Annotated in this window: 14 protein-coding genes; 8 read left to right on the top strand and 6 right to left on the bottom strand. The window is 72.6% G+C overall.

Annotated elements, in window-relative coordinates; genetic code table 11:
- Positions 1-246: 246 nt before the first annotated feature.
- A complete protein-coding gene (locus tag ACTFAP_RS12855; RefSeq protein ID WP_500469461.1) occupies positions 247-561 on the top strand; it encodes an Rv3654c family TadE-like protein in 315 nt (104 codons plus the stop codon).
- Here ACTFAP_RS12855 and ACTFAP_RS12850 read toward each other — a convergent pair.
- Positions 515-2962: a DEAD/DEAH box helicase gene (locus ACTFAP_RS12850; RefSeq protein ID WP_500469135.1), complete on the bottom strand. Its 2448-nt coding sequence runs from the start codon at positions 2960-2962 to the stop codon at positions 515-517. The two genes, ACTFAP_RS12855 and ACTFAP_RS12850, sit on opposite strands and share 47 nt — an antisense overlap.
- 56 nt (positions 2963-3018) lie before the next feature.
- Between ACTFAP_RS12850 and ACTFAP_RS12845 the strand changes: the two genes are divergently transcribed.
- The 3 genes from ACTFAP_RS12845 (at position 3019) to ACTFAP_RS12835 (ending at position 6419) form a co-directional block, all read left to right on the top strand.
- A complete protein-coding gene (locus tag ACTFAP_RS12845; protein ID WP_026047464.1) occupies positions 3019-3360 on the top strand; it encodes an STAS domain-containing protein in 342 nt (113 codons plus the stop codon).
- Positions 3361-3455: 95 nt separating this feature from the next.
- Positions 3456-3875, top strand: a complete 420-nt coding sequence (locus ACTFAP_RS12840; protein ID WP_400011366.1) for an ATP-binding protein — start codon at positions 3456-3458, stop codon at positions 3873-3875.
- Between the two features lie 195 nt (positions 3876-4070).
- Positions 4071-6419, top strand: a complete 2349-nt coding sequence (locus tag ACTFAP_RS12835) for a sodium-translocating pyrophosphatase (protein WP_500469134.1) — start codon at positions 4071-4073, stop codon at positions 6417-6419.
- A gap of 53 nt (positions 6420-6472) precedes the next feature.
- Here ACTFAP_RS12835 and ACTFAP_RS12830 read toward each other — a convergent pair whose 3' ends face one another.
- Positions 6473-7042, bottom strand: coding sequence for an HXXEE domain-containing protein (locus ACTFAP_RS12830; RefSeq protein ID WP_500469133.1), 570 nt, complete (start codon positions 7040-7042; stop codon positions 6473-6475).
- Positions 7039-7527 (bottom strand): methylated-DNA--[protein]-cysteine S-methyltransferase, encoded by a 489-nt coding sequence (locus tag ACTFAP_RS12825; protein ID WP_390118329.1) that lies wholly within the window; start codon positions 7525-7527, stop codon positions 7039-7041. The genes ACTFAP_RS12830 and ACTFAP_RS12825 overlap by 4 nt, the downstream gene beginning before the upstream one ends.
- Positions 7528-7602: 75 nt before the next feature.
- On the opposite strand from ACTFAP_RS12825, the gene ACTFAP_RS12820 reads away from it, so the two are divergent.
- Genes ACTFAP_RS12820 through ACTFAP_RS12805 form a run of 4 tightly spaced genes read left to right on the top strand, consistent with a single transcriptional unit; the run spans position 7603 to position 11137 of the window.
- The gene (locus ACTFAP_RS12820; RefSeq protein WP_500469132.1) at positions 7603-8244 is read left to right on the top strand and encodes a nucleotidyltransferase domain-containing protein; all 642 of its coding nucleotides are present in this window, start codon (positions 7603-7605) and stop codon (positions 8242-8244) included.
- A 6-nt stretch (positions 8245-8250) separates the two neighbouring features.
- The gene (locus tag ACTFAP_RS12815) at positions 8251-8871 is read left to right on the top strand and encodes an HAD family hydrolase (RefSeq protein WP_390118335.1); all 621 of its coding nucleotides are present in this window, start codon (positions 8251-8253) and stop codon (positions 8869-8871) included.
- Between the two features lie 38 nt (positions 8872-8909).
- Positions 8910-9599, top strand: coding sequence for a small secreted protein (locus tag ACTFAP_RS12810; RefSeq protein WP_451747748.1), 690 nt, complete (start codon positions 8910-8912; stop codon positions 9597-9599).
- A 20-nt stretch (positions 9600-9619) separates the two neighbouring features.
- On the top strand, positions 9620-11137 hold the full coding sequence (locus ACTFAP_RS12805; protein ID WP_390118340.1) for a DUF7059 domain-containing protein: 1518 nt from the start codon (positions 9620-9622) through the stop codon (positions 11135-11137).
- 105 nt (positions 11138-11242) lie between these two features.
- On the opposite strand, the gene ACTFAP_RS12800 is transcribed toward ACTFAP_RS12805, so the two are convergent.
- The 3 genes from ACTFAP_RS12800 to ACTFAP_RS12790 form a co-directional block, all read right to left on the bottom strand.
- Positions 11243-11500: a TM2 domain-containing protein gene (locus ACTFAP_RS12800; RefSeq protein ID WP_386539722.1), complete on the bottom strand. Its 258-nt coding sequence runs from the start codon at positions 11498-11500 to the stop codon at positions 11243-11245.
- Between the two features lie 122 nt (positions 11501-11622).
- Positions 11623-12033, bottom strand: a complete 411-nt coding sequence (locus ACTFAP_RS12795; protein ID WP_174864315.1) for a DUF2752 domain-containing protein — start codon at positions 12031-12033, stop codon at positions 11623-11625.
- Positions 12034-12072: 39 nt separating this feature from the next.
- Positions 12073-12561: a TM2 domain-containing protein gene (locus ACTFAP_RS12790; protein WP_500469131.1), complete on the bottom strand. Its 489-nt coding sequence runs from the start codon at positions 12559-12561 to the stop codon at positions 12073-12075.
- Positions 12562-12568: the final 7 nt, after the last annotated feature.

Below are 12568 nucleotides of genomic sequence, written 5' to 3'. Positions count from 1 at the left end.
CTGGCGCCTCTCCGGCGTCCGCCGTCACGGTCCGACCCTGGGCCGTTCGCCGGTACACGGTGTACCGGGCACGGTAGGGGGCGCGGGCAGCCGGCGGGCTGTCGCACCGGCGGCCCCTCCCCGGTGGAGCATCGGTCGGCTCCTCCGGTACCACCCCGCCACTCTGGAGAGGGCGTCCGACCTGCGGCCTTCCCTCTGCGCCGGGTCGACGCGCCGCTCGGCCGGGATGATCGAGGGATCGCCTCCGTGTGGGGGGCGGCGGTCGGGGCGCTGCTGTGCGGGGCATTCGGCGCCGTCCTCGTCCTGGGACAGGTGGTCGAGGTACGGCAGCGGGTCGCCACCGGTGCCGACCTGGCGGCGCTCTCCGCCGCCGATCACGCACTCGGCGGGGCGGGTGCGGCCTGTGCGGCGGCCGAACGGGTGGCCCTCGCGCATCGGGTGCGACTCGCGCGCTGCGACATGGCCGGGGAGATCTCCGACCTCTCGGTCGAGGGTGGCGTGGGTCCCTACACCGTCACGGCGCGGGCTCGGGCGGGGCCTCATGACGCAGCAGTTCCGTGAGCAGCCGGATGGCGCCGCGCTTGTGCAGGGGCTCGTTGCCGTTGCCGCACTTGGGCGACTGGACGCACGACGGGCAGCCGGCCTCGCAGCCGCAGGCGGCGATCGCGTCCCGGGTGGCGGTCAGCCAGGCGCGGGCGGTGTGGAAGCCGCGCTCGGCGAAGCCCGCCCCGCCCGGGTGGCCGTCGTGGACGAAGACCGTCGGAAGGAGCGTGTCGGGATGCAGGGCGGTGGAGACGCCGCCGATGTCCCAGCGGTCGCAGGTGGCGAACAGCGGCAGCATGCCGATGGAGGCGTGTTCGGCGGCGTGCAGGGCGCCCGGGAGGATCTCCGGAGTGATCCGGGCCGCGTCCAGCTGGTCCTCGGTGACCGTCCACCACACCGCCCGCGTGCGCAGCGAGCGCGGCGGCAGGTCCAGGCTGGTCTCGCCCAGGATCTCGCCCGTCAGCAGTTTCCGGCGCAGATAGGAGACGACCTGATTGGTCACCTCCACCGAGCCGAAGCACAGCTTCGCCGGGCCCCACGGGATCTCGGTCTCCGTCTCCAGGATCGAGATGTCGGCCACATCGCGGGCCGAGGTGGACCAGGGCGGGCTCGACTCCTCGACCAGGGCGACGGAGTCCGTCAGGTCCAGTTCCCGCACGACGTAGCTGGAGCCCCGGTGGAGGTGGACGGCGCCCTCGTGCACGGTGGAGTGGGCGGCGGACGCGTCCACCGTGCCCAGCAGCCGCCCGGTGGCCTGCTCCACCACCTGCACCGGCCGCCCGCCCTGTCCGCGGATGTCGACGAGGTCGGCGGGCCGTTCGCGGCGCGTCCAGTACCAGCTGGCGCCGCGGCGGCGCAGCAGGCCGCGGGCGGCCAGTTTGGGCAGCAGCGCGCCCCCCGCCGCGCCGAACAGGTCCTCGCGGCCGTCCGCCTCGGTCAGCGGAACCTCGGCCGCCGCCGCGCACAGGTGCGGGGCGAGCACGTACGGGTTGGCGGGGTCCAGCACCGTCGACTCGACCGGCTGCCGGAAGAGTGCTTCGGGGTGGTGCACCAGATAGGTGTCCAGCGGGTCGTCGCGGGCCACCATCACGGCCAGCGCACCCTGCCGTCTGCGTCCCGCCCGCCCGGCCTGCTGCCACAGCGAGGCCCGGGTCCCCGGGTAGCCGGCCAGGATCACCGCGTCCAGGCCCGCGATGTCCACGCCCAGCTCCAGGGCGTTGGTGGCGGCCAGACCCAGCAGTTCGCCGCTGTGCAGGGCGCGTTCCAGGGCACGGCGTTCCTCGGGGAGGTAGCCGCCCCGGTACGCCTGGACCCGGCCCGCCAGGGAGCGGTCCACCTCGGCGAGGCGTTCCTGGGCGATCAGCGAGATCAGTTCGGCACCGCGCCGCGAGCGCACGAAGGCGACGGTGCGGGCGCCGGCGACCGTGAGGTCGGTGAGCAGGTCGGCGCTCTCGGCGGTGGCGGTGCGGCGCAGCGGCGCGCCGCGTTCCCCGTGGGCCTCGGTGAGCGGCGGCTCCCACAGGGCGAAGACGACCTCGCCGCGCGGGGCGGAGTCCTCGGTGACCTCGGTCACGGGCAGCCCGGTGAGGCGGGTGGCGGCGGCGCCCGGCTCCGCGGTGGTGGCGGAGGCGAGCACGAAGACGGGTTCGGCGCCGTGGTGGGCGGCGACCCGGCGCAGCCGGCGCAGCACCTGGGCGACGTGCGAGCCGAAGACTCCGCGGTAGACGTGGCACTCGTCGACGACGACGTAGCGCAGCCGGCGCAGGAAGCCGGACCAGCGGCGGTGTCCCGGTAGCAGGGACCGGTGCAGCATGTCGGGGTTGGTGAGCAGCGCGTTGGCGTGCTCGCGCGCCCAGGTGCGTTCCTCGGGCGGGGTGTCGCCGTCGTACACGGCGGGGCGTACGGCGCTGCCCAGCGGGGCGGCCAGGGCGCGCAGGGCGCGGCGCTGGTCGGCGGCCAGGGCCTTGGTGGGGGCGAGGTAGAGCGCGGTGCCGCCGTCGAGCAGCCCGGTCAGCAGGGGCACCTGATAGGCGAGGGACTTGCCGGAGGCGGTGCCGGTGGACAGCACGACGGAGGTGCCCGCCAGCGCGAGCTCGGCGGTACGTGCCTGGTGTGCCCAGGGCAGGTCGATGCCGGCGGCCCGTACGGCGTCGGTGATCCCGCTCGGTATCCCTTGCGGCCAGGGGGCATGACGGCCCGTTCTGGCGGGCAGGTGCTCCGTATGGGTGATCCGCTCGGAGCGGTCACTTGGCCTGCCCAGGCGCGCCAGCACCTCCCCCGGGGAGGGCCGGCGGGCGGTGGGGACGCCTGCGATTGGCGGTGGCTGGTCGTGGGACATCAGCACCGAGTCTGTCACTGGTTGGACGGACAATGGCTGTAAGACGTCGTCGTGGGCAGGCGGTAAGTGATTGAATGCCATGGCGGCTGCCGATCCATGGGGGGCGACCGCTCGTTAGCAAGGTGCTGGAGGAGTCCGTGGACCTGTCCCTTTCGACCAGGACCGTAGGTGACCGCACGGTCGTCGAGGTCGGTGGCGAGATTGACGTATACACCGCGCCCAAGCTGCGCGAACAGCTGGTAGAGCTGGTGAATGAGGGCAATCACCACCTGGTGGTGGACATGGAGCGCGTGGACTTCCTGGACTCCACCGGTCTGGGTGTGCTGGTCGGTGGTCTGAAGCGGGTCAGGGCCCAGGAGGGTTCGCTGCGGCTGGTGTGCAACCAGGAGCGGATCCTGAAGATCTTCCGGATCACCGGTCTGACGAAGGTGTTCCCGATCCACGAGTCGGTCGAAGAGGCGATCGCGGCGACCGACTGAGTCGGCGCGGGATCCGTACGACATCATCACTGTGAGCCGCCCCGGACCGGTACCGGTCCCCGGGGCGGTGTCCGTGTACGACCGAGGGGGATGGCATGGCCACCGTCGAACTTCGCTTCAGCGCGTCGCCCGAGCATGTGCGGACCGCCCGGCTGGTGGCCGCCGCGGTGGCGCGGCGGGCCGGTGTCGACGAGTCGGCGCTGGACGAGTTGCGGCTCGCGGTGGGTGAGGCGTGCAGCCGTGCCGTGGGGCTGCACACGTCCCACGGGCTGACGTCCCCGGTGCGCGTGACCCTCACCGAGGCGGAGAAGTCGTTCACGATCGAGGTTGGGGACGACGCGCCGAGCGTGGTGCAGGTGCCGCACGGCAAGCCGGCGGCGGAGGCCGCCGAGGAGACCGATGAGCTGGGGCTCGCGGTGATCAGCGGTCTGGTGGACGACGTGGAGGTCATCGCCGATGAGCACGGCGGTGCGATCCGGATGAGCTGGCCGACTCTGGACGCCGCTTTTTCCTGATCCCGTCTCCGCTTCGTGATCCCTTTCCCGGGCGGATTTCTTGATCCACCGGTTTCTTGATCTCTTTCCTTATTTGATCTTTCCCCGTTATTGATCGCACGTTTTCCCTTCGCATCCCCTTTTTGGATCGCGTAGTTCTCCCTACACTCCGGCCACGTCTGTTTCGGATCAACGCCTGAGCGTCAAGGAGGACGAATGGCGGGAATTCCGTACATCCATGCCGCCGAGTTGACCGGTGGTGATCGTGGCCTGGTGGTGATCATCGCGGTGGTCGCCGCCGCCGCGCTGGGCCTGGCCGTGGTGCTGGCCCGGCAGGTGCTCGCCGCCGGTGAGGGCACCGCCGGCATGCAGAAGATCGCCGCCGCCGTGCAGGAGGGCGCGAATGCCTATCTCGCCCGCCAGTTGCGCACGGTCTCGGTTTTCGCCGTCGTCGTGTTCTTTCTGCTCTTTCTGCTGCCGGCCGACGACTGGAATCAGCGCATCGGCCGTTCGCTGTTCTTCCTGATCGGCGCGCTTTTCTCCGCCGCCACCGGTTACATCGGAATGTGGCTGGCGGTGCGCAGTAATGTGCGGGTGGCGGCAGCGGCGCGTGCGGCCGATGAGCGCGACGCGGTACCGGCACGGCACCGGGCGATGCGGATCGCGTTCCGTACCGGCGGTGTGGTCGGCATGTGCACGGTCGGCCTCGGGCTGCTCGGCGCCGCCTGCGTGGTGCTGGTGTACGCGGCCGACGCGCCCAAGGTGCTGGAGGGTTTCGGTCTGGGCGCCGCGCTGATCGCGATGTTCATGCGGGTGGGCGGCGGCATCTTCACCAAGGCCGCCGACGTCGGCGCCGACCTGGTCGGCAAGGTCGAGCAGGGCATCCCCGAGGACGACCCGCGCAACGCCGCCACCATCGCCGACAACGTGGGCGACAACGTCGGCGACTGCGCGGGCATGGCGGCCGACCTGTTCGAGTCGTACGCGGTGACGCTGGTCGCCGCCCTGATCCTGGGCACGGTCGCCTTCGGCGACGCCGGGCTCGCCTTTCCGCTGCTGGTCCCGGCGATCGGTGTCGTCACCGCCATGGCCGGGATCTTCCTCGTCGCACCGCGGCGCGGGGACCGCAGCAGCATGACCGCCATCAACCGTGGCTTCTTCATCTCGGCGGGCATCTCGCTGGTGCTGGTGGCGGTCGCCGCCTACGCGTACCTCCCGGCCTCCTTCGCCGAGCTGTCCGGGATCGGCGATCCGGAGATCGCCGGGCACGACGCCGACCCCCGGCTGTTCGCGCTCGCCGCCGTGGCCATCGGCATCGTGCTGGCCGCCCTCATCCAGCAGCTCACCGGCTACTTCACCGAGCCGTCCCGGCGCCCCGTGCGGGACATCGGCAAGACCTCGCGGACCGGGCCCGCCACCGTGGTGCTCGCCGGGTTCTCGCTCGGCCTGGAGTCGGCCGTCTACACGGCGCTGCTGGTGGGCCTGAGCGTGTACGCGGCGTTCCTGCTGGCCGGCTCGACGATCATGCTGGCTCTGTTCGCGGTGGCCCTGGCGGGTACCGGGCTGCTGACGACGGTCGGGGTCATCGTCGCCATGGACACCTTCGGCCCGGTCGCCGACAACGCGCAGGGCATCGCCGAGATGTCCGGCGACGTGGAGGGCGAGGGCGCCCGGGTGCTCACCGATCTCGACGCGGTCGGCAACACCACCAAGGCCGTCACCAAGGGCATCGCCATCGCCACGGCGGTACTGGCCGCGGCGGCGCTGTTCGGCTCGTACCGGGACGCCATCGCCACCGCCATCGGCGACGTGGGCGTGGAGAAGATCACCGATGTGACGCTGCTGTCCCTGGACATATCGCAGCCCAACAACCTCGTCGGTCTGATCATCGGGGCGGCGGTGGTCTTCCTGTTCTCCGGGCTCGCCGTCAACGCGGTCTCCCGCTCGGCGGGCTCGGTGGTGTACGAGGTGCGCCGGCAGTTCCGCGAGCACCCCGGGATCATGGACCACAGCGAGCAGCCCGAGTACGGCAAGGTCGTGGACATCTGCACCCGCGACTCACTGCGCGAGCTGGCCACCCCCGGCCTGCTGGCTGTGCTGGCGCCGATCGCGGTCGGCTTCGGCCTCGGAGTCGGGGCGCTGGGCTCCTACCTCGCCGGATCGATCGCGGCCGGCATCCTGATGGCCGTGTTCCTGGCGAACTCCGGCGGCGCCTGGGACAACGCCAAGAAGCTCGTCGAGGACGGCCACCACGGCGGCAAGGGCAGCGAGGCGCACGCGGCCACCGTCATCGGGGACACGGTCGGCGACCCGTTCAAGGACACCGCGGGTCCCGCCATCAACCCACTGCTGAAGGTCATGAATCTGGTGGCCCTGCTCATCGCCCCCGCAGTCGTCACGCTCAGCTACGGGGACGACGCGAGCGGGCCGCTGCGGGCCCTGATCACCGCCGTCGCGCTCGTCATCATCGTCGGCGCCGTGTACGTCTCCAAGCGGCGGGGCATCGCCGTCGAGGACGACGAGGAGAGCGAGGAGGTGAGCGCCGCGCCCGTTCCCGGACGCTGACCGGCCGCCACCCCTCGATCCCGGTCCCGGTCGCAGCCCGTCGGCCCCGGCTCTCAGCCGTCGGTCCCGCGCGGCCGGTCCCGGGGCACGATCCGCCCGGCCACCGCGTGCGCCCCGGCCGTGACGGCGGCCGCCAGGGCCAGACCCCACACGGCATCCCGCGCCCGGGCCGGCCGCAACACGCCGGCCCGGCGCAGCCGCCGCTGTGCCCACAGCGTGAAGGGGATCACCACCAGCGGGGCGGTCACCGAACCGGGCGTGTACCCGCGTACGGCCGCGGCCTGCGCCAGGTGCGCCACCCCGTGCACCCCGAACCCGGTCAGGGCGCTCTGGTAGAAGCCCGAGCGCCCACCGGTACGCCGCCCGTCCACGGCGGCCGCGGCCATCACCACGCCCACCCCGGCCACCGCGACCGCGAACCCCGGCCTCTCGCCCGCCGACTCCAGCCGGCGCCACAGCGCCGGTGGCACCTGGGGAAAGCGTTCCCGCAGTTCGGGCACCCGGGCGCGCGTCCAGCGGGGCACCATCGCCAGCTCCTCGGCGTCGTGCACCACCCAGGCCGCCAGCAGCCCGAGGGTGACCCCGGCGCCCGCACCCGCCCCCGTTCCCGCCGCTTCGCTCACAGTGCCCCTTCCCGCTCCAGCAACAGCCGCTTGCGTTCGATGCCGCCCGCGTAGCCGGTCAGCGAGCCGTCCGCGCCGATCACCCGGTGGCAGGGGCGCACCAGCATGAGCGGATTCGCCCCGATCGCGCCGCCCACGGCACGCACCGCCGCCCGCGACGCCCCGATCGACGCGGCGACAGCACCGTACGTTGTCGTCCTGCCGTACGGAATGTCGTCCAGCGCCGCCCACACCCGGCGCCGGAACTCTGAACCGAGGGGGAGGTACGTCAGCTCGAAGCGGGTACGGCGCCCCGCGAAGTACTCGTCCAGCTGCCGCACGGCGTCCGCGAACACGGCGTCGTCGCGCCGCCAGCCGGGGTCGACGGTGAAGCCCTTCGGCGACTCCGGGAGCCCGATGGCCGACAGGGCGCCGCCGGGGTCGCCCACCAGCACCAGCTCACCCACCGGGCTGTCCGTACGTGTCCATACCGTGGTCGTCGTCATCGGTTTCTCTCTCCTTCTCCACTCTCACCTGCCAGCCTGCGCCCTCACCGGCCCGGGGTCCGGCGGATTTCGGACATGACTGTGACCTCGCACCCGCACTCGTACCCCCACCCGCACACCCCCTTCGACCGCTGGGAGCCCGCCACGCCCACGGAGGTCACCGCGCTCTTCGCCCCGGCCGCCACCGCCGCGCCCTGGTGGGTGGCCGGCGGGTACGCCATCGAGCTGGCCGTGGGCCGCCGGCTGCGCGCACACGCCGACATCGATGTCCTGCTGCTGCGCCGGGACCAGCTCGCCGTACAGCGTGCCCTGCCCGGCTGGCGCTGGTGGGCCGCCGACCCGCCCGGGCAGCTGCGCCCGTGGCGGCCCGGTGAGACCCTGCCGCGCTCCGTGCGGGACATCTGGTGTCAGCGCGGCCCCGGCGAACCCTGGCGCGTCCAGATCATGCTCGCCGAGGCGGCCGGCGCGACGTGGGTCTTTCACCGGGACCCGCGGGTAAGGCTGCCGATTCGCGAGTTGAGCCCCGTAAGCGGGGAAGGCGTGCCCCATCTGGTGCCTCAGGTGCAGCTCCTCCACAAGGCGGCCGCTCCCCGGGTGAAGGATGAGATCGACTTCGCCGCGGCACTGCCGCTGCTCGGCCCCGCCGCCCGGCGGTGGCTGCGCGACGCGATCTCGCTCGTGTACGGGTCCCATTCCTGGGCCGACTTGTTGAGGTGACGAAACGTGCTGGGTGCGGTGCTGTGCGACATCGACGGGGTGCTGCGGCTGTGGGACGACACGGACCGGGAGCGGATGCGCCCGGTGTACGAGCTGGCGTTCCAGCCGGACCGGCTGCTGGCCGCCGTCACCGGCGCGGTCACGGACGAGCAGTGGCGGGCCACCGTGCGTGAGCTGCTGCCCGCCGGTCAGCGGGCGCTGGCCGACGAATGGTCGGCGGGGGCCGGGCGGCTGGATCCCGAGGTGGTGGGGATGCTGCGGGAGGTGCGCCGCAAGGTACCGGTGGTGCTGGTGTCCAACGGCACCACCCGCCTGGAGGCGGACCTCGCGCGGCTCGGCGCCGCCGATGTGGCCGACGAGGTGGTCAATTCGGCGCGGATCGGGATCGCCAAGCCGCAGCCCGGAATCTACGAGATCGCGGCCCGGCGGGCGGGGGTGGCGCCGGGCCGGTGTCTGTTCGTCGACGATGCCCTGGAGAATGTGCAGGCGGCACGGAGAACCGGAATGACCGGGGTGCACTATCAAGACGCCGGTCAGTTGCGGGAGATGCTGGTGCCGCTGATGCAAATGGCTGCAATCCGGGGCGACCGCACCGCCCGTCACTCGGAAGAGGGATCGACGGCGTAGTAGGTTCCGCCCCAGCGGCTCGAAGGGATGAGGGAACGGTGTACTACGGACGCGCGGTCACATGGTCAAGCGGCGCGGTGCTGGCGCTCACGCTCACGCTGACGGGGTGCGGGAGCGACGACAGCGGCAAGGCCGACGAATGGGCCAAGTCCGTCTGCGACAAGATGCAGCCGGAGGTCGAGAAGATCCGTTCCGCCAGCGCCGACATCACCGCGGCCAGTGAGGGCGGCAAGCCGGCCGCCGAGGTGCAGCAGGCGGACTCCGCGGCGTTCCAGGAGATCTCCGACGCCTACTCCTCGCTCGCCACCATCGTCAACGACGCCGGGGACCCGCCCGTCGACAACGGCGCGCAGCTGCGGCAGGACGCGGTCGGTGAGCTGAACAACATCTCCGAGTCGTACGCCGGTCTCAAGACCTCGGTCGACGAGCTGAACCCGGATGACGTGTCCGCGTTCTCCGACGGTCTGAAGGACATCGCGGGCCAGCTGAGCACGCTGGGGCAGAGCGGTGACCAGGCGCTGAGCGAGTTGCAGTCGGGGGATCTGCGCACGGCGATGCTGAAGCAGGAGGGCTGCCAGAGCTCGCCCGCCCCGTCCGGTTCCGGCAGCGAGAACCAGGATGACGCCGACGCCGGGGAGGACGCCGGTGAGGACGCGGACGCCGACGCCGAGGGCGATGACGCGGACGGTGCCGGCGACGAGGCGGACGCCGACGCCGACGACGCCTGAGCGCGCCCCACAATGGCAGGGTGAGCACTGCTGATCTCCCCCTCCCCACCGCCGCCGGTACCGCCCGCCTCCGGGCGGCGCTGGCGGCGGACGCCTTCACCGCCGACGGTCTGCTGGACCTGCTGGGCGCGCCCGCGTACGCCGCCCTGGCCCGTGGCGAGACCGTCCCTGCGGCCCGCGCGATCCACGGTGACGACGGCGCCGCGGCCGTACTCGTCCGGCTGTTCCTGCTTCAGCGGCCCGTGCCCTACGAGTCGGCGCGCGCCGTGCTCCCGGCCGATGAACTCCTGGGCGACGGCTGGCTGGTGCGCGAGGGCCCGGCCGTACGGGCCACCGTCGACGTCCGCCCGTACTCCGGCCCGGACGGCGAGGACTGGTGGGTCGTCTCCGACCCGGGGTTCGGCGTCGGCGGTGCGGGCGGTGCGGGCGGCAAGGAACGTGATGTGGTGCTGGGGGTCGGCGGGGCCTCCATGACGCTGGCCCAGCTGACCGTCCGGCAGCCGGTGGGGCGGGTGCTCGACCTGGGGACCGGTTCCGGTATCCAGGCGCTGCACGCCGCGCAGCACGCCGAGCGCGTGGTGGCCACCGATGTGAACCCGCGCGCGCTGCGGATGGCGGCGCTCACCCTCGCGCTGTCGGGTGCAGCGGAGCCGGAGCTGCGGGAGGGTTCCCTGTTCGAGCCGGTGGCGCGGGAGGCGGGCTTCGATCTGATCGTCGCCAACCCGCCGTTCGTCATCTCGCCGCGGCGCGACGACACGGACGCGCTCACCTACCGGGACGGCGGGATGGGTGGCGACGAGTTGTGCCGCACCCTGGTGGAGCAGTCAGCGGCGCGGTTGAACGACGGCGGCTGGTGCCAGCTGCTCGCCAACTGGCAGCACGTGGAGGGCGAGGACTGGCGCGAGCGGCTGGCCTCCTGGGTGCCGGCCGGCTGCGACGCGTGGATCGTGCAGCGCGAGCGGCAGGACGTCACGGAGTACACCGAGCTGTGGCTGCGGGACGCGGGGGCGCACCGGGGCGACCCGGAGGCGTACGAGCGGCTGTACGGGGAGTGGCTGGCCGAGTTCGAGCGCCGGCGCACCCGGGGCGTGGGCTTCGGCTGGATCACGCTGCGCAAGACCGGCACCGACCGGCCCGCCATCACGGTGGAGGAGTGGCCGCACGCGGTCGAGCAGCCGCTGGGGGAGACCGTACGGCGGCACTTCGCGCTCGCCGACTTCCTGCGGGAGCACGACGACCAGGCCCTGCTGGCGGCGCGGTACACGCTGGCGGACGGGGTGGTTCAGGAGCAGGTGGGCGCGCCCGGCGCGGAGGACCCGGAGCATGTGGTGCTGCGGCAACGGCACGGGATGATGCGGGCGCACTCGGTGGACACGGTGGGCGCGGCGCTCGCGGGCAGTTGCGACGGGACGCTGCCGGCCGGGGTGATCGTCGACGCCATCGCGCAGTTGCTGGAGGCGGATCCGGCGCGGGTTCGGGCCGGGGTGCCCGAGGTGCTGCGGACCCTGGTGGGCGACGGGTTCCTGCTGCCGGTGTGAGCAGAGTGACCACAGGGGCCGAGGTGCCCGGAGGGGCGGGCGACGGCATGGCAAAAGGGCCGACCCCGGGCGTCCCGGGGCGGCCCTCCGCCTGGTGCCGTCGGATTACTTCTTCAGGACCAGGCCGTCGGAGTCCGTGCGGTCTTCCTTGACCAGGAAGAGGATGCCGTCGATCAGGGCCCAGATGCCCAGACCACCGCAGGTCAGCAGCTGGGCCACGGCCATGCCGTAGTGGCCGGTGTACCAGCGGCCGGCGCCGACGGAACCCAGCAGGATCTGCAGGATGCCGGCGACGACCTTGGACTTGGGGGACTCGGGAGCGCCGGCGGGGACACCGGGAGCGGGGGCCGGGGGATAGGTCATGAGCGGGTTTCCGTTCCGAATGGTGCGATCAACTGACAAGCCGGTTGGCTTGTTGGTGCTCAGACACCCCGGAACCGCTCCTGGTTGCACTGGATCTTCCACCGATACAGAAGTGAGATCCGTTACCCCATCACATTGCGCACAACGGCCCACACCACCGCGATCCCGACGATCGCCGCCATCCCGGCGCGGCCACCGAGCCGCGGCACGTAACGGCGCCCGCGCAGCCCCTCGTACAGCCAGCGGCCCCCCACCCACGCCGCGAGCGGCACCCCCAGGAGCAGCAGCACGGCGTTGTCGTGCAGCGCCGCCGCCACGTCCCCGTGCAGCAGGTCGTACGCCATCCGGGTACCGCCGCAGGCCGGGCACTGCAGCCCGGTCGCCCAGTTGACGGGGCAGCGCGGCAGCAGCCCGCCGCCCTCGTGCGGATTCGTGTGCCACAGATAGACGGAGCCGGCCAGGCCGGCGGCGAGGGTGGCCAGCGGCAGCACCGCGGGGTGGAACCGCCGCCGCCCCCGCGTGATGCTGCTCACCCCGTCTCCCCTCGCCACCCGGTCCGGTCCCGGTCCCCGTCAGCTCTTGAGGACGCGGCCGTCGGAGTCGGTGCGGTCGTCCTTCACCAGGAAGAGGATGCCGTCGATCAGCGACCAGATGCCCATGCCGCCACAGGTGAGCAACTGGGCCACCGCCAGGCCGTAGTGGCCGGTGTACCAGCGGCCGGCGCCGACACCGCCGAGCACCAGCTGGAGCACGCCCGCGATGATCTTCGACTTGGAGGAGTACGGCCGGCCGTACTGGTCGTAGCCGAACGGCGCGTTGGGGTCGACCGCGCCGTAGGCCGCGCCGGGCTGCTGGCCGTACCCGGGCGGCGGGTACTGGCCGTAACCGCCACCGGGCGCGCCCGGCATCGGGCCGGTCGGCTGCTGCGGGTAGCCGTAACCCGGCTGGCCCGGCTGGCCCCCGGGCGGCGGGGTCCCCGGCTGACCGGGCTGACCCGTGTGCTGGTACGGGTTCTGGCCCGGGTCCGGCGGCGGCTGCTGATACGGATTCTGGTCGGTCATGAGTCCC

The organism is Streptomyces sp. PH9007, from assembly GCF_059813725.1.
This window is presented reverse-complemented; position numbering and strand designations above follow the sequence as displayed.

Excerpts from the sequence above, each read along its gene's own strand:
- ACTFAP_RS12820 (WP_500469132.1), top strand. The coding sequence starts at position 7,603 with ATGACTGTGACCTCGCACCCGCACTCGTACCCCCACCCGCACACCCCC.
- ACTFAP_RS12840 (WP_400011366.1), top strand. The coding sequence starts at position 3,456 with ATGGCCACCGTCGAACTTCGCTTCAGCGCGTCGCCCGAGCATGTGCGG.
- ACTFAP_RS12825 (WP_390118329.1), bottom strand. The coding sequence starts at position 7,527 with ATGACGACGACCACGGTATGGACACGTACGGACAGCCCGGTGGGTGAG.
- ACTFAP_RS12790 (WP_500469131.1), bottom strand. The coding sequence starts at position 12,561 with ATGACCGACCAGAATCCGTATCAGCAGCCGCCGCCGGACCCGGGCCAG.
- ACTFAP_RS12800 (WP_386539722.1), bottom strand. The coding sequence starts at position 11,500 with ATGACCTATCCCCCGGCCCCCGCTCCCGGTGTCCCCGCCGGCGCTCCC.
- ACTFAP_RS12850 (WP_500469135.1), bottom strand. The coding sequence starts at position 2,962 with ATGGCATTCAATCACTTACCGCCTGCCCACGACGACGTCTTACAGCCA.
- ACTFAP_RS12835 (WP_500469134.1), top strand. The coding sequence starts at position 4,071 with ATGGCGGGAATTCCGTACATCCATGCCGCCGAGTTGACCGGTGGTGAT.